Below are 26989 nucleotides of genomic sequence, written 5' to 3'. Positions count from 1 at the left end.
TACTTATAGTCCATATTTATGAATTTTTTTGTAGAAGGTACTTCTCGGGATTTCACAAAGTTTGGCAGCGAGCGTTACGTTTCCTTTTGTCTTCTTCAATGCGTCCATGATAACGTTCCGTTCGACTTGATCGCGGAATGTAAGGGCAGTACTTTCATTGGAAGGTATACATGTGTTATCTTGAGGATCCAATGGCCGAAGCAATCGTTTCAATTGGCCAGTATTCATCTCAATTTCAGGCAAGACCTGTAAACGCTCCATCACATTAAACAGCTCTCTGATGTTTCCTGGCCAATCATACGCCATCAGAGTATCCATCATATGATCTGTTAGGTTTAGAACCAATCCCTTCTTTTCACAATAATAACGTATGAGATGTGGAATATCTTCCTTTCTTTCACGAAGTGCCGGAACAGCCAGCGGATATACGTGCAGACGATAAAACAAATCTTTCCGGAACAATCCTTGTTGAACGAGCTGTCCCAAATCCTGATGGGTGGCACAAATCACCCTGAAGTCCGCCGGAATTTCCTTTGTTCCGCCAACAGGCGTAACTTTTTTCTCCTGCAGCACTCTTAGAAGGGCGACCTGCATAGCCGGAGGGATCTCCCCTATTTCATCCAGAAAAATGGTTCCGCCATCTGCCTGCCGAAACTTTCCTACCGTCCCTTGCTTTTTGGCACCGGTAAATGCTCCCGGTTCATAACCGAACAGCTCGCTCTCAAGCAGTTCAGCTGAAAGAGCTCCACAGTTCACCGCAATAAAAGGGCCATTTTTTCGTAGGCTGTTATCATGAATTGCCCGTGCAACCAGCTCTTTTCCTGTTCCGGTTTCACCTGATATATAGACACTCAGCGAGCTCGGCGCGACCCGTCTGATCTCTTCAATCGTTTGCTGAAAAGACGTACTTCTCCCCTTTTCACCAGGAAAAACAAAAGCAAGATCCGCTGCAGTTTTCGCCCCCTGCCAGGCGGAGGAATACTGTTCGGGAACAAGGCTCACACAATAACCAAGGATCCTTTTTTCTTCATTATGTATGGCCATTTGCTTTTCATTTACCAGGCCATAGTGGACAGTTTCCGCAATGTTTAGTCCTGCCAAATTTGCGGATCTTCTGCGGAGCGCTTGTCCCATGGCTAAAATTTTACCGTTTGGGCTGCAGACAACGAGATGGGGATTCATTTCTAAGAGATCCATGCACTGCCGGATGAGTTCCATCTCCCTATGACTGGACTGGATTCTCAGTTCCTGTTCAATCGCCTGGGATACCGAGGCGACAACACCGAGCATATAAGGGTGAGCCGTATTGACAGGACAGGAGACATCCAATACACCGAGAATTCTCCCTTCTGGGTCATGTACGGGCACGGCTGAACAGCTCCACTGATGGGATGCGATTGAATAGTGTTCTGTACCACTGACCAGCACGGCCTCTTTTGTTTGAAGAGCTGTGCCGATGGCATTGGTGCCCACTTCATCTTCCGTCCACTTTACACCTTCAATAAAGTTGATCTTGGATGCTTCGGTTATAATTTTCCGGTTGCCGTTCAGCGAAAGAACATAGCCTTCTGAATCAATTAAAAGCGCCATCATGCCCAGGTCCTGAAACGCCTTTTTCATCCGTTTCATGTGCGGCTCGGCAGCTTCCAAAAAACTGGAGCTCTGGTTTTTTCTGAGAAGCAGCTCCTTCTCAGATAAAATATGGCGCCCCTTGGTCAGATAAGGATCCACCTCAACATCCTTGCAGCGTTGCCACGATTCTTGAATGCGCTTATTTAACCGCGCTGGATCAAGCACTCCTTCCTGTACAAATCGCTTCCATGTGCTCAAATAACAGGTAGACGCAAGCATTTTAACCTCCTCTGTTGCAATAAGAGTCCGGGAATAAAGCTTGTGCATATTTTTGAATTTTCTGTCTGTTTTTCTATTATTATACCGGAGTTTAAAAGCGCTTACAATCCACACAAAAAGAAGGCACAGAACTTCGTGCCTTTTGGGTATGTTTATCATCATTTTTAGGAAAATACAACTCCGCCATCAATCATGATCGATTGGCCGGTCATGTAGTTGGAATCATTTGAAGCAAGATACGAAACAAATTGCGCCACATCCTCCGGTTCTTCAGGACGGCCAAGGGCAATTCCTTCCGAAAATTGCTTAAAGGCTTCTCCTCTTTTTAAATCCATATATTCAGCCATTTTTTCATCGATATGTTCCCACATCTGGGTTCCAACAATGCCAGGACAGTAGGCGTTCACTGTAATTCCGAACGGTGCCAGTTCCTGTGCGGCCGCCTGTGTCAGGCCTCTTACCGCAAATTTGGTGGCCGAATACACGCCGAGAAGGTTGAATCCTTTATAGCCGGCAATGCTGCAGGCATTGATAATTTTTCCATTTCCCTGTTTTTTCATCTGCTCGGCCGCTGCCTGAATGCCATACAATACACCAAAGACGTTCACATTAAAAATGCGCTCCAATTCCTCCGTGGTTACCTCAAGGAGAGGCTTTACCTGGGCAATTCCGGCGTTTGATACCATAACATCCACGCTGCCGAACGCTTCCTGTGTTCTGGAAACAAGGCCGAATACCTCTTCCCTGTTGCTCACATCCGCCTTGACTGCAATGCTTTTTTTGCCAAATTGCTGAATTTCCTGAGAAACACTGTCCGCCCTCTCCTGGTTTACATCATTGATGACCACATTAAATCCATCGCTCGCCAGCCTCAAGGCGATCGCCCGTCCGATTCCCTGTCCGGCACCTGTGACAATGGCAGTTCTTGTTTCTTCCATTTTACCCCTCCTTCTTATTAATCAAGCATGGACTGCCTGACCCGTTGTATTCGCAATTGCTTCTGAAATGGCTTCAGACAGCGTCGGATGGGCAGTAATAAAATCCTCCAGAACATCCACGGTTAGTTCACCGTGTATCATGAGTGTTCCCTGGCCAATCAGTTCTGTCGCCCGCGGACCGACAATGGAAAGCCCCAGAACTTCATTGTACTGAGGTTCAATGAGCACTTTGACCTTTCCGGAAGGTTCGTTAAGGATCATCGCCTTGCCGTTGGCTCCAAACGAGAATTCTCCCACTTTCACCTCTGTGTACTGTTCTCTTGCCTGCTTTTCTGTCAAGCCGACACTGGCGATCTCCGGTGATGTATAAATGCACCGCGGGACAGCTCTGTAATCGGCTCGTTTATGTCTTCCACACGCATTTAAAGCGGCAACCGTTCCTTCGTGAAATGCAACATGTGCAAGCAATATTCCCCCTGTCACATCTCCCGCCGCATAAATATGCGGCACGTTCGTCTGCATAAACTCGTTTACTTGTATTCCGCCTCTATCAGCAGCTACTCCAATTTCGTCAAGCCCCAGATCGGATACTAAGGGGGTTCGTCCTACCGAGACCAAAACCTTATCCGCTTTTAATTCAACCGTCCGGCCAGCATCTTCATAAACCGCCGTTCTTCTGTCAGCATCAAGCAATTTTAAAGAAGCGGACGTATGGATGTCTACACCGTCCCTTGCCAGTCGGTCCTGAAGAACAGCTGCCATATCCTCGTCTTCCCCCGGAAGGAGTTGATCCGCCATCTCTATGATCGTTACCTTTGTTCCGAACCGGGTGTAAATACTTGCAAACTCGCACCCTATAACTCCTCCGCCCACAATTAGAAGAGTTGCAGGGATGGAATCGAGTTCCATCGCTTTCCCGCTTTCAATAACCCATTCTCCGTCAAAAGGCGCAAAAGGGAGCTCTGCAGGCTTTGATCCTGTTGCGATAATGCATGAATGAAAATCTATCATTCTTTCAGAACCGCTCCTTTCACGAACATGCAGGGTATTTTTCGTCAGAAACCCGGCCTTCCCCTGAATGACGGTTATCCGGTTCTTTTTCATCAAATATTGTATGCCGGCAACCAGCTGGTCTCTAATTGAGTTTTTGCGCTGCTGCACGGTTCTCCAGTCAATAACCGGTTCCATAGAGGAAAGTGAGATGCCGAATTCCCCTGCATGCTGAACCTTTTCGAGTACTTCCGCGCTTTCTAGGAGAGCTTTTGTCGGCATACAACCTTTATTCAAGCAGGTACCTCCCAAAGCGGTATAATCAATTAAAATTACCTCTTTTCTCTGTTGTGCCGCAGTAATGGCAGCAACATAGCCGGCAGGGCCGCCCCCGATTACGGCGATTGTTTCCATTTCATCACCTTCTTTCTATACCAGCATTGAAAACGGCTCTTCCAGATACCCTTTAATTTCCTTTAAAAAAAGGGCAGCTGGTGCGCCATCCACGAGCCGGTGATCAAAGGTTAGGCTGATCGGCAGAATGCTGCGGCGTTCCAAATTATCTCCCCGGTACACAGGCTGGTCTTCCGCTGCCCCCACACCAAGGATTCCCGCTTCCGGAGGATTCAGGACCGGAGTAAAATGCTCAACGCCATACGCTCCCAGGTTAGTGATGGTAAAGGTTGAACCTGTCATTTCTTCACTGCCAAGCTGATTCTCTCTTGCCTTTTTCGCCAACTCCCTAATCGAAGCGGATAATTGAGACAAAGAAAGTTTTTCAGCATCATTAATGACCGGTACAACAAGACCTTTTTCCAATGCAACTGCCATCCCCAAATGAACATTGTTTCTTTCATGGATCGAATAATCAATCAAGGCACTATTCATGAACGGGTGCACCTGCAACGCTAAAATTGTGGCACGAGCAATAAAATCCGTTAAGGTGAGTTTCTCTCCAAACCTGCGTTTGACAGACGCTGCACTTTGAGCCTGCAGCGTTTTCAGCTCTGTAATGTCCGCTTTCATGTAAATGGTCAGCTGAGCGCTGTTTTGCAAGCTGCTGTGCATCCGTTCAGCGATCACTTTGCGCATTCCGGTTAGCGGCCGTGATGCCTGATCAGCCTTGGTGTTTGTTTCATTTTCTTTCCGCGCAGGAGGTTCCGGCCGGGACTGTTGAGAAACGTTTTCGAGCGCCTTTTGCACATCTTCTTTGGTGATCCTTCCTCCCGGACCCGTTCCGGCCAGCGTCTGGATGTCCAGATTGGCCTCGGCAGCCATTTTTCTGGCAACCGGTGAGATTTTCACTTTCTCACCAGAGATCGTTACATGTGAAGGGTTTTCCTTTACCACCGGTGATGCGGGAGCTGGAACCTCAGGCTCCGCGACAATACTCGCAGCTGCCTCCTCTTGGGCTCCACTTACAACCTTTTCATCCGGCTGTCCAATGTAGGCGATCGGCGTTCCGGGAGGCACACCCTTCCCCTCCTCTACGGCAATTTCCAGAAGAATGCCTTCTCCGGGAGACTCTATCTCCATCTCTATTTTTTCAGAATTAATGCTGGCGATCAGCTCTCCTTTTTGTACCGGATCTCCCACTTTCTTGTTCCAGACAGAGACCGTTCCTTCTTTCATCGCCATTCCGAGTTTTGGCATGACAACATTGATGGCCATCTTCGTTTCTCTCCTTTCCTTTATGCTGTTACACGCTAAGCGCGTTTTCTCCCAAGAGCTCCGAAACCACCTGTACGACCTTTTCCGGAGTTGGAAGGTAAATGTCTTCCAGCGGTGGAGAAAACGGAACCGGTGTATGCGGAGCGGTAATGCGCTTGATCGGAGCATCCAGTAAATCAAACCCTTTATCGGCAACAAGCGCTGCGATATCTGTCGCCATGCTGCACCGTGGATTCGCTTCGTCAATGACTACCACGCGGTTTGTTTTGGACACCGAAGCCAGAATCGTACCTTCATCAAGAGGAGAAAGGCTCCTTGGATCAACAATTTCAGCCTGGATGCCTTTTTCCGCCAACTGATCAGCAGCGGTCAGGGCAACCTGGACCATTTTTCCGATCGCAACAATGGTAATGTCGCTTCCTTCACGTTTGATATCTGCTTCTCCAAATGAAATAGTGTAATAGTCTTCCGGCACTTCGCCTGTCATGTTATACAGAGTCTTGTCTTCAAAAAAGATGACAGGATCATCGTCCTCAATCGCCTTTAACAGCAATCCTTTGGCGTCATAAGGAGTGGATGGAACCACCACTTTAATACCAGGAATGGCCGTAAAGAGGGCATACAGGCTTTGGGAATGCTGGGCCGCTGCTCGAAAGCCGGCGCCATGTGTGGTCCGGATGGTGATCGGAACTTTTGCTTTACCGCCAAACATGTAGCGGAATTTTGCCCCCTGGTTGAGCACCTGATCGAGGCAGGACCCGATGAAATCATTAAACATCAGCTCGGCTATCGGCCGAAGCCCCGTGGAAGCCGCTGCCATTGCAGCTCCGACATATCCCGCTTCGGTAATGGGAGTATCCAGCACGCGTTCCCGTCCGAATTCCTGAACAAGGCCCTTCGTTACACCAAGCACTCCGCCCCAGGCTTCATCATCCTGAAGGTGGTCAACCTGCGCACCTCCTGCCACATCTTCACCAAGCAGCAGTACATTTTCATCTTTTCTCATCGCAAGCTTCATTGCTTCATTTATGGCATCAGCCATACTGATTGTTCTTCCCATTGTCCCTTCCTCCTTTTTCGATTAATAGCTTACGTATACATCGTTCAATAAATCGGATGGTTCAGGATACTCGCTGTCTTCACTAAATTTGACCGCTTCTTCGATCGCCAGATCAACAGCGTTTTCAATTTCGACCAGTTCATTTTCAGCAAACATCTCTTTTTCCAGCAAATATTTTCTGAAATTGATAATGGCATCCTTTGTTTCCTTATGTTCCTGTTTATCTTCTTCCACCTTATATTTCTGTGCATCTCCTTCAAAATGTCCGTAATTACGGTACGTGACACACTCAATTAATGTTGGTCCTTCACCTCTTCGTGCACGTTCAACCGCTTCTTCAGCTGCCTTGTAAACGGCAAGGATATCTTTCCCATCAACCGTGATTCCAGGAATATTGTAGCCGTGAGCCCGGTCAGCAATGGTTTTACAGCTTGAAGCATAAGAGAACGGTGTAGCTTCTCCATAGCCATTGTTCTCCGCCACAAACACAACCGGCAGCTTCCAGATGGCGGCCAGATTAATACCTTCATGGAAAGTTCCCTGGTTGTTAGCACCGTCACCGAAAAAGCAAACGCTTACATTATTGGTCTTTTTATACTTGGCCGTCAATGCAGCACCACAGGCCAAAGGAAAGCCACCTCCAACGATTCCATTCGCCCCAAGCATGCCCTTGTCAAAGTCAGCGATATGCATGGATCCGCCTTTTCCTTTACAGAGTCCCGTCACTTTTCCATAAATCTCGGCCATCATGCCATTCAGTCCGCATTCCTTGGCAATACAGTGGCCATGTCCGCGGTGTGTGCTCGTAATGCTGTCATAATCCGTCAAATGCGAGCAAACACCAACAGCTACCGCTTCCTCTCCGGCATAAAGATGCACGAATCCCGGCAGCTTACCAAGCGAGAACAACTCATGCACCTTGTCCTCAAACTTTCTGATCTCGAGCATTTTTCGGTACATCCACTGCGCCCTGTCATTTGTTAAAGATTCTACAGTCTGACTTTGCGTCGCTTCCATACTTCAGCCTCCCTGTCTTCCTTTTTTAAAAACACTTCTCTTTACTATGTAGCAAGATCCGTGCCAACTTGAAAAACCCTTTAGGAATAGAGTTTTGTAATATTACGAAAAAAAAAACGAGACAAAATGAGACGGTTGTCTCATTTTGTCTCGTTCTGTCTCTGATAGTTTCATTAGTTTTACTAGTGTCTGTTAAATCAGTACTAAGCAATAGAAGTCGGTGAACCAAATATTGTGGTGTACCCACTGATTGAGCTTAAGATCCGTTCCGCCTCTTCGTTATTCATCGAACCATTGCGCTCAACTGCATCGACAATTTTAGGGAACAAGTGAATATCTCCCGCACTGGCAAAACCAGCAATACCTGGGAAGGAAAGAACAAAGTGAACACAGGCATCGATTACTTCTTGTCGGTCGAAGGGCTCGTACCATGTAGCATAATTGCGCTCTTGTCCTTCTTCCCATGGTGCCTTTGCAATGGCCTTAATCACTCTGACTGCCACGTTTTGGCTGTTCGCTTCGGCCATTAGTGCATCAAACGCTGCCCGGTAATCAACCAGCGAGTACATATAATAATTAAGCGGAAGCAATACGGTGTCGAATGAAAAGCGCTTTAAAGCTTCCAAGTGGGTAACAGGAGCCTGATGTCCATGGCCAGTTATACCAATCGCTTTAACGATCCCTTCTTCTTTTGCTTCAATGGCCGCCTCCAGCGCGCCTCCTTTTGCTGTACATTTATCCAGCTCCTCGATCGTCCCTACGGCATGCAACTGAAGTAAATCCACTGAATCCACCCGCATCCGTTCCAACGAACGATAGATTTCTTCCTTCGCTTCTTCTTTCGTCCGTTGTCCCGTTTTCGTTGCTAAAAAGATATCGTTGCGGACTTCGCTGATGATCGGTCCCAACCTCACCTCTGCATCCCCATAATCGGCGGCAGTATCAAAGTGATTCACTCCATGGTTCAGCGCATACAATATCGACTGATCCGCTTCTTCCTGCGTTACACTTCCCAAACTTGCTGCTCCAAACATAACCACTGAACCTTCATAACCCAAACGGCCAATTTTGCGTTTTAACATTGTAAATCCCTCCTTTTGATTGGCATTTTAAAAAGGTGTAAAGAGTTTTCTAATGAGAAATGTAAACAAGCAAAAGAAAAAAAGCAAATATTTCGATTTTTTAGAATTGTAAATTTTGTTAGATTTAGAAATTTTTTAATCATAAGGGATTACAAATGTTATATAATTTTTATCAATTCAAATATCCACTACATCCCATTTCCTGCTATTTTCCAAACCGTTTCTTCCCTTATTTATAGTCTGTCTCCTTGTCTTTTCGGCATGTCAATTTTAAAATTTTTATCATTATATTTGTTCAGGAGGAAATTATGTTTAAAGTACTAACCGTTATCCTTTGCAGTATTTTTTTTGCTTTCGGAAATAGCCAATCAGCAGGGGCAAGTTCGGTTAAACCCGCGGATTATCAGTGGAAAATAAAAAAGCCTGCAGGGAAAGCCTTGCAAGGCTATACTTTGAAGCCATCGGTGGAAGCGGGAAAGATCATTACCTTCTATATTCACAATGAAAAGCCATTTTTCATTGAATTTTACCGGATGGGCTACAACGCCGGAGTTGGTTCAGTGTATATGACGAAAACAAAAACGTTTCCGGGAAAGCCGCAGAACAAGCAGCCTTTAAGTGAAGCGGTTCAGGCCAATTGGATACCAAGTGTTACGTTTACAGTGCCTCCCTCCTGGAGAAGCGGTGTATATGTGGCAAAGATTGTGGATACAAGCAAACGTGAGAGCTATATACCGTTTGTCATCAAGCAGAGCACTCCAAAGGCACAATTGGGAATCCTTATTTCCACCAACACCTATCAGGCGTATAATAATTGGGGCGGCAAGAGCGTATACGGTTATAACAGCACCAACAAAATGGCAGGATACCACCTTTCTTACAGCCGTCCATACAATTCCGATAATGGCGCCGGGGATTTTTTCGCCTATGAATATAACTTTATTCGATGGGTGGAGCGGCAAAACTATTCTGTGACCTATTTTACTGATTTGGATGTGCATGAAGGCCTTTTGAAAAAGTCCCGAATCAATGCTTTGATTATTCCCGGTCATGGGGAGTATTGGACAATGAACATGAGAAAAGCGGTTGATGAGAAATTAAAAGTAAACAAAATCGGGCTGGCCGTTCTCAGCGCGAATGTAGCATATTGGCAGGCACGCGTTGACGAAAAAATCCCTGGAATGCTGTATTGCTACAAATACAATCCAGACCCCATCACAAAAACGAATCCTCTTCTGACCACAACCCAATTTCGTGCTAAACCGGTAAACATGCCTGAAAAAAATCTGTTCGGAATGCAGTATGCCGGTATACCAAAACCCAAATACAATGATCTCACATTTAAAAAGCATTGGCTGCTAAAAGGAACGACACTGAAACCCGGAGACAAAATCCGCTATATTATTGGTGGTGAAGTGGATGCTTATGATGGCACTCTCCCAGGGGTTGAAATCATAGGCGATTCTGCAATCAATCTCTATGGAAAGAAGACGAAGTCCCATGTCACCTGGTATCGGCCACCAAGCGGGGGAAAAGTGTTTGCAGCGGGAACCTTCTACTGGAATTGGTTCCTAGACCCATATGGCAAAGGATTTGTTGCATCGACCAATAAAAATATCCAAATCATTACAAAAAATGCAATCAATGAATTAATAAAAAGTAAATAAGATAAGACTTCTCAAAAAATTAATAATGGATTTAGTCATTGAATGGTGCCTCCAAAGCTCCTTTTATTTTTTATCTCTTTCAGCTAAATTGATAAAACACATACTTAATCCTTGTACCTCACTTCGGTACCCGCAAGACAGTCATAAACCGTTCGTTTCTTTTTGTAGATTAAAGGACTGATCAAGTAAATGCCTTTATTCTCATGCCAAAGGGAACGTATTGCTGCTTTTCAGGTTGATTGGCCATGGTATGCCCTCCTTTTCTGTAAAACAGTCATTCACTATTTGTTTATTCAGGATGATAATTTCCATGTTCCTCTTTTCAATTTCGGGAGCAGAGATAAAACTACAAGAAAAAGACAGCTCATATAAGCTGCCCTTTCTTCATTTCTTATCCACCGGACAGTTCTCAAAGGGGTAATCTACCAGATTTTGATTTAATTCTGTCCTGGGAGGACGATTTGGAACGTTGAGGCTGCGACGATTTCCGCTGTTCGCTTCAGTTTTTTTCTTATCCTCTTGTCCAGGGTATTATCAGGTTTGTGGTACCATGGCTCAACGGGACTATGTATAAACAATGCTGCTGGAATGCCTAGTTCATGGAACGGCTGATGATCGCTTCTTCCCAGTTTGCCGTAAGGAATGGGTCTCATATAATTGTGAGCTTGCCGCCGCGCCAAGATCGGTGACAAGGTTTTTGTTTCCGTCAATGGTGTATACATGATCAAGCCACCGAGCGGACGTCAGGCTTTGTGCATAGTCTAGTATTTAGTAATTAAATTGTTTTGTAAATCCAAATCCTGTGCTAAATTCTACAAATCTCTACACAGACACCGGAAGTTCTATGTTTACTTTTGTTCCTCCATGTTCTCGTTTTCTAATATCCGCTATGCCCCATTGCATGCCAAAACCGTGCTTTAATCGCTTGTCCACATTCGCCAAACCGATTCCTGTCGTCTGCCTCTGTTTTTTGGAAGGAAGTGACCGGGTCTGATCCTCAATGCCAATACCATCATCCAAAATTTCTATGATAACTTTATTGTCAGTTTGATAGGCATGCAGTAAAATTTGTATCGGTTCGCCTGAGGGCTCAAAACCATGCACAATGGAATTTTCAATGATGGGCTGGATGGTGAAAATCGGGACTTGCATGGTCAACAAGGACTTATCCACTTCCAGCTGAAAATCGATTTTATGGCGGTAACGTGTTTGCTGGATTAATAGATAGTTTCTGACATGCTCGATTTCTTCTTCAAAGGTGACGTATTGTTCGGTATTTTTCAGGCTGTAACGAAGAATTTTAGCCAACAGGTAGGTGACTTCCTGAGTTTGCTCGGCTTGCTCCATATAAGCGATGCGGGAGATCGTATTGAGTGTATTGAATAGAAAATGGGGGTTAATCTGTGATTGAAGAAATTTAAGTTCTGTTTCTTTCAGATCGCGTTCCAGCTGAGTTCTGCGCTGAAGCTCCTTAACCAATTTGTCGCTTTTACGGGACAGCTCCTTTTTCGTCAAATAGGCATCACAGATTTTTACGATATGATTGGCAGTAACAAAGAGTAATTCGGCGATCGCTTCAATTTCGCTTTTCTTCTTGAAAAGCAGTTGATTGTAATGCATCCCTAGCTCCTCTGTGTTCAGGTCCAATTGATCCTTGTCCATTCTCATATCGGAAATGGTGTTCAATTCTGTTTCTGTCATTAAGACCTGACCGCAAAGAATGGCGCCCATGTACCTTCCCCGCAGCACGATAGGCGCCGCAAAATCTACCAATCCGGAATGACAGCGATGAAGAACAGGGCGCTGGCGCTGGGCAGCCATTCTTCCAACATTTTCGTCTGAAAGCATGCAGCGGCGGAAGCCTTCGGGAGAAGAGCGGACATATCTACAAAAGCTTGTGAAGTTGCTGGCTTCGGTAATGGGCACACCTGTATCGTCACAAATCAAAACGGCGACACTGGTCGCATCCGCAAACTTGTTTTGGATTTCCTGCAATATACTGACATCCACCAAATCAAGCAGCTTTTTCACATCTGTCACTCCTTGTTATTGAAATGTTCAGTCTCTTTTTTACATGATTTTATCATAAGGAAACCGATTTCGTTTTTCCTTGCGTAAGCTTTCATGATAGGTACGGTATTTTTTTGGCGGCACACCCTCAAGCTTGCTGAACACCCTGGAAAAATAATTGATGTCAGTAAAGCCGCATTGCTGGCTTATTTCTGTGATAGAGGAATGGGACTGGATTAACAGCTCTCTTGATTTTTCAATCCGTTTTTGCGTAATGTATTCAGTGACCGTTTTTCCGGTTTCTTGTTTAAACAGCCGGCTTAAATATTGAGGATGGAGAAAAACATGGTCAGCGAGCTGCTTTAAAGAAAGTTTTTCGTCTAAATTCATCCGGATATACTCAGTCACCGACTGTATGGCATCACTCGCGTCTTCTTTATATACCATGCTTACAGCATGAAGGCCCATCTGTTCGGTTATTTTGGATAATGAAGCCAGAATTTCTTTTGGACTTACAGGCTTTAACAGGAAATCCTCGACCCCTATTTTTACCGTTTTGACGGCGTAATCAAAATCGTTATATGCCGTCAGTATGATAATTTTCACCTGTGGGTACTGATCCTTCATTTCTGCAGCAGCATGGATGCCATCCATCACCGGCATTTTTAAATCCATAATGACGATATCTGCTTGCTCATTCCTCATCTGATCTAAAGCAGCCCGTCCATTTTCTGCTTCAAAACACCGGTCAAACTCGAGAGAGCTTTTGGAAACAATATCAAGCAATACCTCCCGTTCCAACGGCTCATCGTCAACGACCATGATATTCATTGAGTCACCGCCTTTTAAAGGTTTTCTTTTTTTAGTATCTATGAAAGCGGATACAATTACAAGATAAACGGTTCATCACAAAAAGACCAATCCAGCTTCCGAATTGGTCTCTTGTCAACTTTTTTATCACGCCATAACCAATGCATCAGCGACAGCTTCGGCCACTTCAATGTCCTGACTTACCGACCCGCCGGAAACACCAACCGCGCCGATAATTTCATTCCCGGACACTAAAGGAATTCCTCCACCAAAAATGATGACCCGTCCACTGTTTGAGGTGTTTATTCCAAAAAGCTCCCCGCCGTTTGCACATGTTTCTGCGAGTGCCGCAGTAGGCTGTTTAAAAGCGACAGAGGTCCATGCCTTATTTAATGAAAGATCCACACTTACAAGAAGCGCATCATCCATGCGGTGGGTGGCGATGAGATTTCCGCCGCCGTCCACAACGGTAATCACCATGGGTACACCAAGTTCCTGCGCTTTTCCTTCACCTTGTTCAATCATGGATTTGACTGTCGATAAAGTAAGTTTTTCCATCATATCCTCCTTATTCTCTTAACGTTATTCAAGACAAAGTGGAAGGCCTTTAACCAATCTGGCCGCATTTTTCCCTCCCCACCGCTCCTGGCCCTCACTTCCGTTCAGATAACTTTGGCCATCGGGAAGTTTTTCATGAAAAACCATGAACTGGTTTCCTTTTACCAGAATAGAAATAGGCAGGGAGGATGAAAGTTTTTCAGATTCTGCTAAAATTCGGTATGGAACCCCCTCCTCCTCCAAACCCGCGCATAATTCTTTTAACGAGATGGAATGAGAAACGTTTTGACGAACGATAGGGACAAACACCTCTTTAAGATCCATTAGCCACCCCTTCGGTTACAGATAAAATAAGTCCTGTGGCAACTGCATTTCTTGGTCCCTCTGTTCCTCTCGTATTGGCAAAGCCGGCAACGATGGAATATTTGGACAGCTCTTCGGTAATCATTTGCGGGATTTCAAAATCCAGTGCAGACCCGCCAAGCATTACAACAAACGAAAGATGACGGAGATTTTGGGTAGGCGACACTTTTTCTAGGGCTCTCAAGGCGTTAGTTACAAAAACCTTTCGTTTGGCTTCCCGGCGTACATGGCGGATTTTCTCAAGACTGTCCCGTATGGGCAATGGCGTTAGTCCGCTATCCTCACGTATAACGACTTTGCCATACGTCTCAGGAGCATATGGTGTTTCCGTAAAGGAAATAGTCCCATCCTCAAGCTGCATATGAAAAAGGCTGATCACTTTTCCCAAAGGATACTTCTTTATTTTTTCAGCCAGATCAGCGTCTTCCAGCGCCAATTCTGACTTAATGACCAGGGTGACCATGTCACCCGCCCCTGCAAGGTGTGTTGTCGTTATTTGTCCTTTATGGTCAATGGAGGCAGCATCTGTTGAACCTCCACCCATATCAAGGATGACCAGAGGCTGTTCTGTTCCCGGTGTTGTCAATGCTCCGCGCATCGCCATTTCCGCTTCAATTCCTCCGACCTCCACCTCAACGTCCAATCGCTGTTGAAGCAAATCAGCTACTTTATGAACAGAGAGTTTTTCTGTTTTTACCATGGAAGCCAGGGCAACGCCTTGTTCCATGGCAATTTCTCCAGCCATCGCACCACTAATGGAAGTCGGTATTCCTGCATCCACCGCCAGCATGTCTGAAATATGAATGTCATTGGCATCCTGACCCGTCAAATTTGCCAGGTCCTGTCTGAGACCGTTCAGCATTCCGCCAACGTTCGTACCCATTTCACCCTGAACATCGACCAGATCCCCAATGTTCTCATAGGCTTTCATAATCCTCTCCGCTCCATCGTTGATCGGAACAGAAACTGAATCCTTGTCTCCTACTAATGTAATGTTGCCTGCTTCTATTTTTCGTTCCACAATTTCACCCTGAGGTGTCCGGATCACAACCGCGGAACGGATGCCGACCAGAGATTTGGCCACTGGTGCAATCTGCCGTGTTTCTTCCGGGCTCAAACCGAATACGGTCGCAAGTCCATAGGGGTTGGAAAGCATTCGGATCACATGCCCAGAGAGCGCCACCTCTACTGCAGCCAGCTTGTGAAGCGGAACTTTTTCAATGAAGTCCACTTCATCCACAATAGGGATTTTCTCCTGCAGCCGGTTATGAACCAGTACGCCATCATCCTTTTGGATGATTGCTCCTTTCACGGAGATTCCGTCCTTTATACATCGGTTGATCATATAGGCCACCCATTCGTAATCAAAGGACTCTGGAACGACCACAATAAAATCTTTATCTCTTCTTTGATCCGGCAGCTCATCAATCATGACGGTTTCTCCCACACCGAGCCCTCCGCCACCCGGTGTATCGGGATTATGGCCGATCATGGATGATTCAGTAATAATGGTTTCACTGATCAGATCCATCGCAAGGTCTCCAATTACAGGCACTGCATCATTCAACCGGATTCGTGATAAATCCGAAACTTTGATACCTGCTTTTTCCGCGGCTTTTTCCAGACAGGCGACAATCCCATGGATATTCTCAGCCGTCCCTTTTACACCAGTTGTAGGAACAAGGTGCTGAGACAGAAACAGAGGATCTCTATGGCCCACCTCCGCAATGGCAATCTCGGTCGTGGAGTTTCCAATGTCAATTCCGGCAAGAATATCTTTTGCCATCGTTACTCTCCTTCTTGCCGCAGAATGCCCCGTCTTTCGTAAACTTCTGCAGCTTCCCGTACGAGCTTTGCATTTTCTGCTGCCTGGTACTCGTTTTCAAGCTCATCGGCAATTTGCAACAGCTCTCCTTTTGTGGAACGGTTAGGTCGTAATGCACTATAAATTTCCAGTATGCGCTGGTCCGATAAGTTGATGAGTTCAGCAGCGCGCCGGAAATTTTGCCCCAGCTGATCGCGGTGAAGACTTTCGGCGATCTCGGCATGCATGGAAAGTGTTTCGGGGCTGATCCGCATGTCCTTGCTCGTAATCTCACCGTTTATCGCCGCTTCGAGTGTGAGATCCTCCAATTTTTTTTGCGTTGGAGTGTAGATTAACTCTGACCGCTTTTGTCCTAAAGGATAATCTGCTTTTGTTAAACCTGCCATCAGTTTGCCTCCTCCTTGATTGAAAAGTTCCATTCGACTACGACCGGCTTTTTGTTTTTAATCACCTGCTCAGCTTCCCGTAAATGAAGCAGGGCAGCAATCGCCTGATATCTGGGACGTGCCATTTGATCATTGACCGAAGGTACAGGGTCGACACTTTCACCGAGAGCATAAAGCGCGGCATTTTTTCCAATCGCGCGGTAGGTTTCCAGCGTAATCGACGGGGATTGCGGAAAGAGCTCCAGGTTGCTCAGGGGATCCAGGTCTTTTTGATGAATAACGGTCGTGCCTCTGGATTGCAGGCCGATTCCGATGCCTGAACCGCTGAGCTTTGCTGCCTGGTGGCCCATGAACGCCAAATCTGCTGTATGGTAACTCCGAATAATGCGGGGAAGCGCTCCTTGCTCTTCAATGCCTGAAATGATTTCTCTGAGCACCTTGCTGTGATCGACTTTCACAATCGTTTTATTGAGTTCTTTTCCAAAAGCAGGAGAAATCGCAATAACCACTTCATTGGCATTTGTTCCTTTTTGTGCCGTTTCTCCGTCATTCAGATTCATGAGTATTTCAAACGTGCCAATCATGAGCTTCCCTCCTTAATAATCGCTGGGACTGATCGCCTGGCGGATATTTTTGATTTCTTCCCATCGCTCCCCGCCCAATCGGTAGCCTGTTCCCGGTCCTTTGTAATCGTTTTCATCATTAACCGCACTCAACACTACATTTTGCGCATTGATAATCGCAGAAGTATGCAAATAATCACCTGCTACTTTATGCTTCAGCATATTGAAGATCCGTTCCGCCGTTTGCTGGTAGCCTCTTTTGGCAAGGATGAGGGCTACCTGAAATCCAGTAATCTCTTCCGTTAAGATCCGCTCTGCCGCCTTCAAATCTTCCACTACATTGCGTTTTGGCATATCCGCACTGCTGTTGGCATAGGTTGCCGCTTCGACTTCTTCATCCGTGATCCTCGGAAAACCCAACTCTTCAAAGATCGCCTGCATGGATTTCGCTGCCTGATAGCGGACATTGATAACGTCCGTTTCCTCTACAGGTTTCAGTCCGCCGTCAACCATCATGTCCCGCTGAATGATAAGATAGTCGTCAATATCCGATGAGTCCATATTGGAGCCGGCAAACATATCATCACTATTGGGCACTGCGCTAAAGCCGGAGAAAATAAAATCGGTGCCTGGCAGCATTTGACAGAGCATTTTGGCGCTTCGCCTGATTTCCGAATGGGAGAATGTCTGGTCATTTCCCGAGGCGACTTCAAGATCGAACATAGTTGTGGCCAGGTTTTCCGCCAGGACCGCCCGCAACCCGCTCGGCACAGCCGCAGGAATACCGATACAGCTGATGGACCCGTTTTGCAGCCCCTGAACACCGGCGCCCTTTGCCATCATGACACAACGGACTTCAAGGTAAAGCATGGACTTCCCTTCCGCCCCTGCCATTTGCACTTCTGAACCGGTTCCGGACGTAAAGCGCATTTTTGCGCCTCTTGAAGCATAGGCCGAGGCCAAAAAGGACTTGGACCACGGCGTGTCATCTCCATCCATAAAGACAGATTCCGTTCCGTAAATGGAAATGGTTTCGGCATAGGTGGTAAGCCCCAGCATGGCCAGCCGCAATTCCGTTGCTTCCTCAAGCGCATCCTGTGTCAAGACTCCGCCTCTTGCGGTCTGTGAACCTACGAGCAAGGCTAGTGCATTAAAAGGAGCGTACCGAACAATGCCGACCGTGGTCTCCTGTTCATCAAACCCGAGAATTCCAGCTTCTGCCGCATCGGCAGCCATCAGGATCGGATTGTCACGAACATTGGTTACGTGGCATTGGTTAGCCGGGGTTTTTCTTGCTCTCATTTTCTGCAAGGCCATCATCATTTCAACGACATTCAGCTGGTTCAGCACTTCCACCACTTTAGCCGGTGTCATTCCCTTAACGATCGAAATCATTTCAGAACGGGAAACATGAATGTCCACCAGTTTTCTGGCAATCTCGATACTTTCCATTTTCATAACTTCTCCTGCTGCCGACACGTCGATCGTGTAGTCCGCAATGAACTGATCCAGCATATCAAAGTCTTTTCGCTCTTTGCCGTCCATTTCGGTAATCTTGCCGTTTTCTATTGTTAACGACGGGTCTGGATCATGAGGACTGGACATGGCAACAAATCCCTGGTCCGGCCATTCCTTTACAAAGCCGTCTTTGTTAACCGGCCGCTCTTCAAGCACTTTAAACCGCTTGGAACGCTTTTCTGTCATCGTTCGATTCATGCCAACAACTCCTTCAAAAGTTTAAATTTTCTGTATCTTTATTCTACAGCGGTAAAAAAATGCAGTCTTTGAAAAAAAGCTACTTTCTTTTGGATTTATAAAACCTTCTGTCTTAATTTTAGGAGAATCATAACCTTTCCTATTGTTCCTTCAGCCTATTGACTGTGCAAGACGTTGGAGGTAACGTATAATAGTTCATAGATGAACTGTTCTAAAATGAACAGTTAATAAACAGAAGGAAGGGTCGTTCATGGAATTTGAAACACTGCACGCCACCCGGTCGGTTCAGCTTCTCCGCTCTTTTTGGAATGTGCAAAAAAATGTGATGCGGATTGTCCAGCGGACAGCAGCTGATAACGGCTTGTCCGTGCCGCAATATACCATTTTGACCGCCATGATTCTTCATAAGGAACTAACTCAGAAGAATCTTGGAGAAAAGACCTTTTTTCCAAAAAGTACACTTAGTCAGTCGGTGGATGCTTTGGTTCGTGAAGACTTGCTCCATCGGCAGCCGGTCGAAGATAACCGACGGGAAATTCAGCTTTCCATTACCGAAAAAGGAAAGAAACTATTAAAAACCATTCATGAGCAAAATGACGGCATCCACCAGGCTATCGGGGAGGCAGTTCAAGGTCTGGAAGATGACCAGTTTCATAACCTTCTAAAAACACACCTGCATATTGCTCAGCATCTTGAAGAAAAAGAGTAAAGGAGGAAAATGCCCAATGATAAAAATACTAAAAAACTTAGCGACCTATAAGTGGATGGTCGCCTCGGTGTTTGGATTGATTTTCATCCAATCCATGTCAGACCTGTTTCTGCCCACTCTTATGTCAGACATTATCGACAAAGGCGTTGTTCCCGGTAAGTTATCCTACATCTGGGAAGTCGGAGGCTGGATGCTCCTTGTATCAGCGGTTGGTGCCCTGGCTTCGGTTACTGCAAGCTATTTTTCTTCCAAAGCGGCCATTGGCCTCGGGCGTGACATTCGACTGAAGGTGTTTGAACACGTGGAACGTTTCTCATTGCATGAATTTGATCAGGTGGGAACCGCTTCCCTCATTACGAGAACGACGAACGATATTACCCAGGTGCAGCAAGTGGTTATCATGATGCTTCGTATGGTGATCAGCGCCCCCATCATGCTGGTAGGGGGCATCATCATGGCTGTCTCAAAAGATGCCAAGTTGTCTTTGGTCATTGTGGTGACTCTTCCCGTGCTGGTCGCCTCCATCCTGCTGATTTTATACAAAGCAGTTCCGCTTTTTAAAACAGTGCAGAAGCGGCTGGACCGTCTGAATCTGGTCCTTCGGGAAAATTTAACGGGCGTTCGGGTGATTCGGGCGTTTAATCGTGAATTCGAGGAAAAGAAACGTCTTCAGCACGCGAATAAAGACCTCAGGGATGTCTCGATCCAAGTAAACCGGATTATGGCCTTTATGATGCCAGTCATGATGCTGGTTATGAATTTGACCATCGTCGGCATCATTTGGTTCGGAGGCATGAGAATAGACAACGGCACCATGCAGATTGGTGACTTAATGGCTTTCACACAGTATGCCATGCAAATTATGTTTGCCCTCGTCATGTCATCGATGATGTTTGTCATGGTTCCGCGCGCAGCCGTTTCGGCCGGCCGGATCAATGAAGTGCTGAACATTCAGCCGGCAATTGAGGATAAGGGTGCAGAACGGGCAGACGCTGAGCCGGGAACTCTTGAATTTGATCGGGTTACCTTTAGCTATCCAGGTGCCGAGGAACCCGCTCTCTCCTCCATCAGTTTTAAGGCACAGGCCGGAGAGATTACAGCCATCATCGGCGGAACCGGGTCCGGAAAATCCACTCTGCTTCAATTGATCCCGCGCTTTTATGAGTGTTCAGAAGGAACCATCCGATTGAACGGTGTAAACATTGAAAATGCCACGCAAGACGAAATCCGGTCGAAGATTGGATTTGTTCCGCAAAAAGCAGTCCTTTTTACTGGAACGATTGCTGAAAACATCTGCTATGGAAAACCCGAAGCTTCTCATGGAGAAATCCGGCATGCTGCAGAAATCGCTCAGGCTGAAGATTTTATCCTCAAGATGAAAGACGGCTTTGAGTCCAGACTGGAACAAGGTGGCTCCAACCTGTCGGGAGGACAAAAACAAAGACTTTCCATCGCACGGGCAATCGTTCGAAAACCGGACATTTACTTATTTGACGACAGCTTCTCAGCACTCGATTTCAAGACAGACGCCAGGTTAAGGGCTGCGCTTAAAGAAGAAACCAGAAACTCCACCGTCTTGCTTGTGGCACAGCGCGTCAATACCGTAATGGATGCAGACCAGATCATTGTTCTTGAAAAAGGAAAAATAGCTGGTATGGGAACACACGAGGAGCTTCTGGAAACCAATGAGGTTTACAGGGAAATCGCCCTGTCCCAGCTCACTGAGGAGGAAATTGCATGAGCAGGCAACAAGGCGCAATGGGCCACGGCCCTGGCGGAGGCAGCATGTTAATGATGGGCCAGAAGGCAAAAAACTTCAAAGGAACACTCCTCCGCCTTTTATCCTATTTAAAACCGCGAAAACGAAAACTGGTCGCAGTCTTTATCGCAGCTATTATTAGTACCGTTTTTGTGATTATAGGACCGAAGATTACGGGTAAAGCCATTACGGTACTGTTTGAAGGAGCCTACGGAAAATTTAAAGGCATACCCGGAGCTGCCATTGACTTTGAAAAAATCGGACAGCTGCTTCTCATCCTTGCAGGACTCTATGTGCTCAGCAGCCTTTTTAATTTTCTTCAGCAGTATTTAATGTCGACCGTGGCTCAGGACACCGTGTTTGACCTCAGGCGGGATGTTAATCAGAAACTAGAAAAGCTGCCTCTCAAATACTTCGACGGACGGCCAAACGGAGAAACACTGAGCCGGATGACCAATGATATTGATTTGATCGGAAGCACGCTTCAGCAAAGTTTGACACAGTTCATTACTTCCATCGTGACTATCCTCGGAATTATTATCATGATGCTTTCGATCAGTCCCCTGCTCACACTGATTTCCATTGTAAGTCTCGGGCTGTCCATGTTTGTTATCCGTCCTATTCTGAAACGGTCTCAGAAACATTTTGCAGACCAACAAAAGACGTTGGGCCAATTGAACGGCCATATTGAAGAAATGTATACCGGGCATCAGGTGGTGAAAGCGTTCGGTTATGAAAAAGCAGCCATCTCGCAATTCAAAGGGATCAATGAAGAACTGTACCGTGCGGGAAGCAAAGCACAATTTATTTCCGGAATCATCATGCCTATGATGTTCTTTATCGGGAATTTAAGCTATGTACTCATCAGTGTGATCGGCGGGATCCTGGTCACCAAACGCGCGATCTCCATTGGTGACATACAAGCCTTTATTACGTATTCCAAACAATTCACACAGCCTGTGACCCAAACCGCCAACATCGCCAATATCATTCAATCGACGGTGGCTGCTGCTGAACGGGTCTTTGAACTGCTGGATGAAGAAGAGGAACAAAAAGAACAGACAGATACGGTTTTGAACCGAACGGAAGGTGCTGTCCGTTTTGAACATGTGGACTTTGGTTATGGAGAATCATTGCTGATTGAGGATATGAACATCGAGGTAGCTCCCGGCCAGACAGTGGCAATTGTCGGACCAACAGGTGCAGGCAAAACGACCCTCATCAACCTCTTGATGCGATTTTATGAGCTGAATGGCGGAAAGATCGAAATTGATGGAACAGATACGAGGAAGATGCCACGATCTGAACTCCGGCGCAAGTTTGGCATGGTTCTTCAAGATACCTGGCTTTTTCATGGAACGATTAAAGAAAATATTGCTTTTGGGAAAACAGGAGCAACCGATGAAGAAATTATCATTGCCGCCCGGACGGCGCATGCAGACCATTTTATCCGCACTCTACCTGAGGGATATGAGACCGTGTTGAATGAAGAAGCGTCCAATATCTCACAAGGGCAAAAACAGCTCTTAACCATTGCCCGAGCTGTTCTGGCGGACCCGCCCATCATGATTCTTGATGAAGCGACTTCCAACGTGGATACAAGGACAGAAATTTATATTCAGAAAGCCATGAACCATTTGATGAAATGGCGCACCAGCTTTGTGATTGCCCATCGCCTGTCGACCATTAAGGATGCGGACCTGATTCTCGTCATGGACCAGGGTAAAGTGATCGAACAAGGAACACACGAAACGCTGCTAACAGCAGACGGTTTCTATGCCGATCTGTACAACAGCCAGTTTTCGGAAAAAGAAGCCGGATAAACAAGAAGACTCCCTTGCCGATGCAAGGGAGTCTTTATCTTTGTCCCAAATTTTTTTCAAAATGCCTATTTATTTTGCATGGCTTTTCCCCACTTCGCCAATGATTCAAGAGATGGAATCAAAGCTTCTCCATCCTTTGTCAGTGAGTACTCCACTCTCGGTGGAATCTCCATATATTGCTTGCGAAGAATCAATCCCTGGTTTTCCATTTCTCTTAATGACTGAGATAACACCATATTGGTTATGCCATCTATTCTTCGTTTGAGTTCGTTGTAGCGCAAGATTTTTCCGTTCCATAACGCCCATATGATCGGAAGCCGCCATTTGCTGCCAATTAAAGTCAGGGCGAACGTTAACGGGCAATCTTCTTTTCTTTTATACTGTTCCACGAAGCACTATACCACCCTTTACTCAGTTTTTACTGACTTACTCATAAAATACTGCATACTTGTTTTCCATTCTGGCTGTATTATGATTATATCGTAGCTTTTTTAATTTGAGAAAATGAAAGGGTGAAAGATATGAAGTTAACTTATGAGATTTTGCCGGCTGATCAGGCTGTACAATGCAGAGAGTTATGCAATGAACTGATGATCTACCAAAAGTCCAAGGCCGTGATCAAGCCGGAACTCTTTAACACCATGAATTTTGAAACAAGGATGCTCCCCTCCATCGAGTCGGCTCTTCATAATCACCTCGTCGCCGTGAAGGATGGAGATGAGATGATTGGCTATGTTTATACCAATGTTTCTCCCAAGACGGCGTATTCCAATGACTTTGCCACGTTCTTTGATTTGAATTCTGTTTCGGGCGATCAAGTCGGCTGTCTTTCCCAATTTTATATTAAAGACGGCTACCGCCAATATGGGATCGGCTCGAAGTTATTTGAAATGTCCATGGAATGGCTACGGCAATTTAACCAGGTTGAAGATTTGTTCATTTATGTTTCAAATGGAAACAAAAACGCGCTTGAATTTTATCAGCGAAAAGGTTTTGTCGTGACTCATGATATATTGGGCGGCTTTATTACTGTGTTGCGAAACAGAAAATGTCGATAAAACCCCGCTGTTCGCTCTTTTCAAAAAGTACATATCTTCTTAATTTGAAGAAAATACTAATGTTTTACGCAAAAAGGGGATGCCTGAAGGTCAATTTTTGACTTTCAGGACAGCCCCTCTCCTATTTATTAAATGACCATCATTTTGTTCATCGTCCGATAAAGCAGTTCAGCACCAAGCGCCAAATCCTCCGGAGAGGAATACTCTGCCGGATTATGGCTGATCCCATCTTTGCAGCGGACAAAAATCATTCCATAGTCACATGCATAGGAAAGCATCAGTGCATCATGAAACGGGCCACTCATCAATTCTGGCAATTCAAGTCCCATTTTCTTGCTTTCACTGTGCATGGTTTCTTTAATCCATTCCGCACAATATCTGGGTTCGCTGTTGGTGTCTTCTTGTATGTCATAAGATAAATGGTATTTATCACAGATGTCGTTGATCTCCTGCCTTAGCTGTTTTTCATAGGCGTCCCTGCGATTTTGGTCAATATCCCGCAGATCAATTGTAAAGGTCACTTCCTCTGCGATAATATTTCTTGAATTCGGAAACACCTGTACATGCCCCACAGTTCCTACGGTTGGTGCTTTCTCATCCTGCCGGACAATGCGATTGAGAGCAAGGGAGATTTCCGACATGCCGAGGATGGCATCCTGGCGCATAGCCATGGGAACGGAACCTGCATGACCGGCAAAGCCTTTTAGTTTCACTGTCCACCAAAGCGGACCTGAAATACCGGAAACGACGCCAAGCGGCAAGTTCCCTTTATCCAAAACAGGACCCTGTTCAATGTGCAGTTCCAAAAAAGCATGGATGCTGCCAGGTTTATATTGCGATTCCTGAAATTTTTTTGGGTCACAGCCAAATTCACGGAGTGCATGTTCTCTTGTTACGCCATCCTGGTCTTTACGCTTCAGGTCAGCTTCTTCCAGCTTTCCAAGAATCCCCCTGGAGCCGAACAGCCCACGGTTAAAACGCCAGCCCTCTTCATCACAAAAGGATACCACTTCAATGGGTCGTTCCGGCGTGGTGCCCTGTTCATTGAGGGTAGCGACAGCTTCGATAGCAGAAAGGACGCCTGCCGGACCGTCATACCTTCCTCCGTAGGGCTGTGAATCCAAATGAGAACCCATCATGAGAACTGGTGCATCAGGGTTTTTCCCTTCCATCCGCCCAATAAGGTTTCCAAAGTGGTCAATCCTGACCTTTAATCCAGCCTCTTTCATCCAGGAGCCAACCAGTTCGAACGCTTCCTTTTCAACAGTAGAAAGAGCGGGACGGCATACGCCAGTATCTCCTATTCTCCCTATTTTGGAAAGCTCATCGAGACGGCCATTCAGCCGCTCACTATTAATCTTTAGTTCTTGAACCTGCATCAGTACTCCTCCTTCTATGTATAAAAAGGCTGTTGACTATTGCCCAACAGCCTTCTTACTCTATTATTCTGCCATCGTAAGATTCTTTTGCAATGAAACCATAACAGAAGAAAAATATTTTCTCGCATCAGCTGTTTCAATCAGCAATACCTCTTGATTACGTTGATTCGCTGATTCAAAAACAACCGTGGCTCCATCCAGATTTTCTGTAACTTTTGTTATCTTAAAGCCCTGGTTCAGCAGGAGATCAATTTTTGCCTTCTCTTCAAAATATTCCTGTGACGCAGTCATACACCAGCCTCCCTTGACTCTTAAAATACGAACGATTCAGGATTTAGAAAGAGCTGCCATTTGTTTGTTCTCTGCGGCATTGAACCGTTTTCTCTTCACATACTGCCCTTTTCCGAGTGCGCCGACAAACTGTTTATCCTTGATGACAAACTCACCGCGAGACAGAACGGAAACCGGCTCTCCTGTCACCTTCATGCCTTCAAAGGCATTATAATCTACAGCCATATGGTGGGTTTGTACGGAGATGGTCCGCTCCACTGCCGGATCAAAAATGACGATGTCCGCATCACTGCCAACAGCAATGGTTCCTTTTTCCGGAAAGAGACCGAACAATTTCGCAGAACGAGTAGAAATAATATCTACAAATTGATTAAGGGTAATTCGGCCCTTTTTTACGCCTTCTGAAAAAAGAACCGTAAAGCGGTCTTCAATAAACGGACCGCCGTTTGGAATCTTTGTAAAATCACCTTTGCCAAGATCTTTTTGTCCTTCAAAATCAAACGAGCATTGATCCGAACCCAGTGCCTGCAGCTGGCCGTTCTTTAAAGCATTCCACAAATGCTCCTGATGCTGCTTTTCACGCAGCGGCGGTGACCAGACATATTTGGCGCCTTCAAAATTGGGCCGTTCCATATCACTTTGGTCCAATACAAGGTATTGCGGACAGGTTTCGCCATACACGTTATAGCCTTTGCTTCGAGCTTCTGCTATTTTTTCCACGGCTTCGCGGCAGGTGACGTGAACCACATACAATTGAGAATCGGCAAGTCCTGCCATCAAGCAGGCACGACCAGTTGCTTCGCCTTCGAGCTCCGGCGGACGCGTCAAAGCATGATAGATTGGGTCGGTCTTTCCTTCATCAAGCGCCTTTTTTGTCAGAAAATCGATCACATCTCCATTTTCAGCATGAACCATTACAAGAGCTCCTTGCTCTTTGGCCATAACCAATGTTTTATAGAGAGTCTCGTCATCTGCCTGAAGCACATTTTTATAGGCCATAAAGACTTTAAAGGATGTGATTCCTTCCTCTTCGATTACTTGGGGAATTTCCTGCAGCACCTCTTCATTGATTTCTCCAATCATTAGATGGAATGAATAATCAATGACCGCTTTATCTTTCGATTTCTTATGCCACGTTTCAATCGAATTTTTCAATGGTACTCCTTTGTCTGTTAAACAAAAGTCAATGACTGTTGTTGTTCCACCAAAAGCTGCAGCAATGGTTCCCGTTTCAAAATCATCGCGGCTTACGGTTCCTCCAAAAGGCATCTCAAGATGGGTGTGGGGATCTACTCCGCCGGGAAACAAGTAACATCCTTCGGCATCAATCACCTCGAGTCCATCAGATGGCAAGTCCCGCCCAATGGCGGCAACCTTTCCGTCCTCGACCAGCACATCGGCAACATACGTATCAGATGCGGTAACAATGGTTCCGTTTTTTATGATCTTTTTCATCTGCTTGT

25 protein-coding genes are annotated in these 26989 nt (G+C 45.9%); 5 read left to right on the top strand and 20 right to left on the bottom strand.

Translation table 11 applies throughout. The features are described 5' to 3' along the window. Window positions 1-3 precede the first annotated feature (3 nt). The 7 genes from DMO16_RS03595 to DMO16_RS03565 form a co-directional block, all read right to left on the bottom strand. Window positions 4-1851, bottom strand: coding sequence for a sigma-54-dependent Fis family transcriptional regulator (locus DMO16_RS03595; RefSeq protein ID WP_129475390.1), 1848 nt, complete (start codon window positions 1849-1851; stop codon window positions 4-6). A gap of 164 nt (window positions 1852-2015) precedes the next feature. Further along, window positions 2016-2789 carry an acetoin reductase gene (locus DMO16_RS03590; protein WP_061970374.1) on the bottom strand — a complete coding sequence of 258 codons (774 nt, stop codon included), beginning with the start codon at window positions 2787-2789 and terminating at the stop codon, window positions 2016-2018. 21 nt (window positions 2790-2810) lie between these two features. Next, the gene (gene lpdA / locus DMO16_RS03585) at window positions 2811-4193 is read right to left on the bottom strand and encodes a dihydrolipoyl dehydrogenase (protein ID WP_129475388.1); all 1383 of its coding nucleotides are present in this window, start codon (window positions 4191-4193) and stop codon (window positions 2811-2813) included. A 15-nt stretch (window positions 4194-4208) separates the two neighbouring features. After that, entirely contained in the window at window positions 4209-5450 is a 1242-nt protein-coding gene (locus DMO16_RS03580; protein ID WP_129475386.1) for a dihydrolipoamide acetyltransferase family protein, read from the bottom strand. Between the two features lie 28 nt (window positions 5451-5478). Next, a complete protein-coding gene (locus tag DMO16_RS03575) occupies window positions 5479-6510 on the bottom strand; it encodes an alpha-ketoacid dehydrogenase subunit beta (RefSeq protein ID WP_061970382.1) in 1032 nt (343 codons plus the stop codon). Window positions 6511-6531: 21 nt separating this feature from the next. After that, window positions 6532-7527, bottom strand: coding sequence for a thiamine pyrophosphate-dependent dehydrogenase E1 component subunit alpha (locus DMO16_RS03570; protein ID WP_129475384.1), 996 nt, complete (start codon window positions 7525-7527; stop codon window positions 6532-6534). A 203-nt stretch (window positions 7528-7730) separates the two neighbouring features. Continuing rightward, window positions 7731-8609 (bottom strand): aldo/keto reductase, encoded by an 879-nt coding sequence (locus DMO16_RS03565; protein ID WP_129475382.1) that lies wholly within the window; start codon window positions 8607-8609, stop codon window positions 7731-7733. A gap of 308 nt (window positions 8610-8917) precedes the next feature. Between DMO16_RS03565 and DMO16_RS03560 the strand changes: the two genes are divergently transcribed. Continuing rightward, entirely contained in the window at window positions 8918-10276 is a 1359-nt protein-coding gene (locus tag DMO16_RS03560; RefSeq protein ID WP_129475380.1) for a N,N-dimethylformamidase beta subunit family domain-containing protein, read from the top strand. 437 nt (window positions 10277-10713) lie between these two features. On the opposite strand, the gene DMO16_RS03555 is transcribed toward DMO16_RS03560, so the two are convergent. From DMO16_RS03555 to DMO16_RS03515, 9 genes are all read right to left on the bottom strand, one after another. Continuing rightward, window positions 10714-10998: a M28 family peptidase gene (locus DMO16_RS03555; protein WP_241840434.1), complete on the bottom strand. Its 285-nt coding sequence runs from the start codon at window positions 10996-10998 to the stop codon at window positions 10714-10716. Window positions 10999-11098: 100 nt separating this feature from the next. Then, window positions 11099-12307: a sensor histidine kinase gene (locus DMO16_RS03550; protein WP_164988842.1), complete on the bottom strand. Its 1209-nt coding sequence runs from the start codon at window positions 12305-12307 to the stop codon at window positions 11099-11101. 39 nt (window positions 12308-12346) lie between these two features. Further along, window positions 12347-13117 carry a response regulator transcription factor gene (locus DMO16_RS03545; protein ID WP_129475376.1) on the bottom strand — a complete coding sequence of 257 codons (771 nt, stop codon included), beginning with the start codon at window positions 13115-13117 and terminating at the stop codon, window positions 12347-12349. A gap of 126 nt (window positions 13118-13243) precedes the next feature. Continuing rightward, complete coding sequence (locus DMO16_RS03540) at window positions 13244-13654, bottom strand: GlcG/HbpS family heme-binding protein (RefSeq protein WP_061970397.1); 411 nt, start codon at window positions 13652-13654, stop codon at window positions 13244-13246. A 24-nt stretch (window positions 13655-13678) separates the two neighbouring features. Further along, window positions 13679-13978 (bottom strand): glycerol dehydratase reactivase beta/small subunit family protein, encoded by a 300-nt coding sequence (locus DMO16_RS03535; protein ID WP_061970400.1) that lies wholly within the window; start codon window positions 13976-13978, stop codon window positions 13679-13681. Beyond that, the gene (locus tag DMO16_RS03530) at window positions 13968-15803 is read right to left on the bottom strand and encodes a diol dehydratase reactivase subunit alpha (RefSeq protein ID WP_129475374.1); all 1836 of its coding nucleotides are present in this window, start codon (window positions 15801-15803) and stop codon (window positions 13968-13970) included. The genes DMO16_RS03535 and DMO16_RS03530 overlap by 11 nt, the downstream gene beginning before the upstream one ends. Before the next feature lie 2 nt (window positions 15804-15805). Further along, window positions 15806-16228 (bottom strand): diol dehydratase small subunit, encoded by a 423-nt coding sequence (locus DMO16_RS03525; protein WP_061970405.1) that lies wholly within the window; start codon window positions 16226-16228, stop codon window positions 15806-15808. Then, window positions 16228-16812, bottom strand: a complete 585-nt coding sequence (locus tag DMO16_RS03520) for a propanediol/glycerol family dehydratase medium subunit (RefSeq protein WP_061970407.1) — start codon at window positions 16810-16812, stop codon at window positions 16228-16230. The genes DMO16_RS03525 and DMO16_RS03520 overlap by 1 nt, the downstream gene beginning before the upstream one ends. 12 nt (window positions 16813-16824) lie before the next feature. Beyond that, a complete protein-coding gene (locus tag DMO16_RS03515; RefSeq protein WP_241840431.1) occupies window positions 16825-18507 on the bottom strand; it encodes a propanediol/glycerol family dehydratase large subunit in 1683 nt (560 codons plus the stop codon). A gap of 250 nt (window positions 18508-18757) precedes the next feature. Between DMO16_RS03515 and DMO16_RS03510 the strand changes: the two genes are divergently transcribed. From DMO16_RS03510 to DMO16_RS03500, 3 genes are read left to right on the top strand one after another with little or no spacing between them, the layout of a single operon-like run. Then, the gene (locus tag DMO16_RS03510) at window positions 18758-19216 is read left to right on the top strand and encodes a MarR family winged helix-turn-helix transcriptional regulator (protein WP_129475372.1); all 459 of its coding nucleotides are present in this window, start codon (window positions 18758-18760) and stop codon (window positions 19214-19216) included. A gap of 16 nt (window positions 19217-19232) precedes the next feature. Beyond that, entirely contained in the window at window positions 19233-20957 is a 1725-nt protein-coding gene (locus DMO16_RS03505; protein WP_061970412.1) for an ABC transporter ATP-binding protein, read from the top strand. Further along, on the top strand, window positions 20954-22798 hold the full coding sequence (locus DMO16_RS03500) for an ABC transporter ATP-binding protein (protein WP_129475370.1): 1845 nt from the start codon (window positions 20954-20956) through the stop codon (window positions 22796-22798). Before DMO16_RS03505 ends, DMO16_RS03500 begins: the two co-directional genes overlap by 4 nt. 65 nt (window positions 22799-22863) lie before the next feature. Here DMO16_RS03500 and DMO16_RS03495 read toward each other — a convergent pair whose 3' ends face one another. After that, window positions 22864-23187 carry a winged helix-turn-helix transcriptional regulator gene (locus DMO16_RS03495; protein WP_061970416.1) on the bottom strand — a complete coding sequence of 108 codons (324 nt, stop codon included), beginning with the start codon at window positions 23185-23187 and terminating at the stop codon, window positions 22864-22866. A gap of 132 nt (window positions 23188-23319) precedes the next feature. Here DMO16_RS03495 and DMO16_RS03490 point away from each other — a divergent pair, with 132 nt between their 5' ends. Beyond that, window positions 23320-23856, top strand: coding sequence for a GNAT family N-acetyltransferase (locus tag DMO16_RS03490; RefSeq protein WP_129475368.1), 537 nt, complete (start codon window positions 23320-23322; stop codon window positions 23854-23856). A 128-nt stretch (window positions 23857-23984) separates the two neighbouring features. Here DMO16_RS03490 and DMO16_RS03485 read toward each other — a convergent pair whose 3' ends face one another. From DMO16_RS03485 to hydA, 3 genes are all read right to left on the bottom strand, one after another. Next, entirely contained in the window at window positions 23985-25235 is a 1251-nt protein-coding gene (locus tag DMO16_RS03485) for a M20 family metallo-hydrolase (protein WP_129475365.1), read from the bottom strand. A gap of 63 nt (window positions 25236-25298) precedes the next feature. Beyond that, window positions 25299-25526 (bottom strand): hypothetical protein, encoded by a 228-nt coding sequence (locus DMO16_RS03480; protein ID WP_061970422.1) that lies wholly within the window; start codon window positions 25524-25526, stop codon window positions 25299-25301. A gap of 36 nt (window positions 25527-25562) precedes the next feature. Beyond that, window positions 25563-26981: a dihydropyrimidinase gene (gene hydA / locus DMO16_RS03475; RefSeq protein WP_129475362.1), complete on the bottom strand. Its 1419-nt coding sequence runs from the start codon at window positions 26979-26981 to the stop codon at window positions 25563-25565. Window positions 26982-26989 lie beyond the last annotated feature (8 nt).

Origin of the sequence: Fictibacillus sp. S7 (assembly GCF_004127935.1) — a bacterium.
Taxonomy (GTDB): Bacteria; Bacillota; Bacilli; order Bacillales; family Fictibacillaceae; genus Fictibacillus_C; species Fictibacillus_C enclensis.
This window is presented reverse-complemented; position numbering and strand designations above follow the sequence as displayed.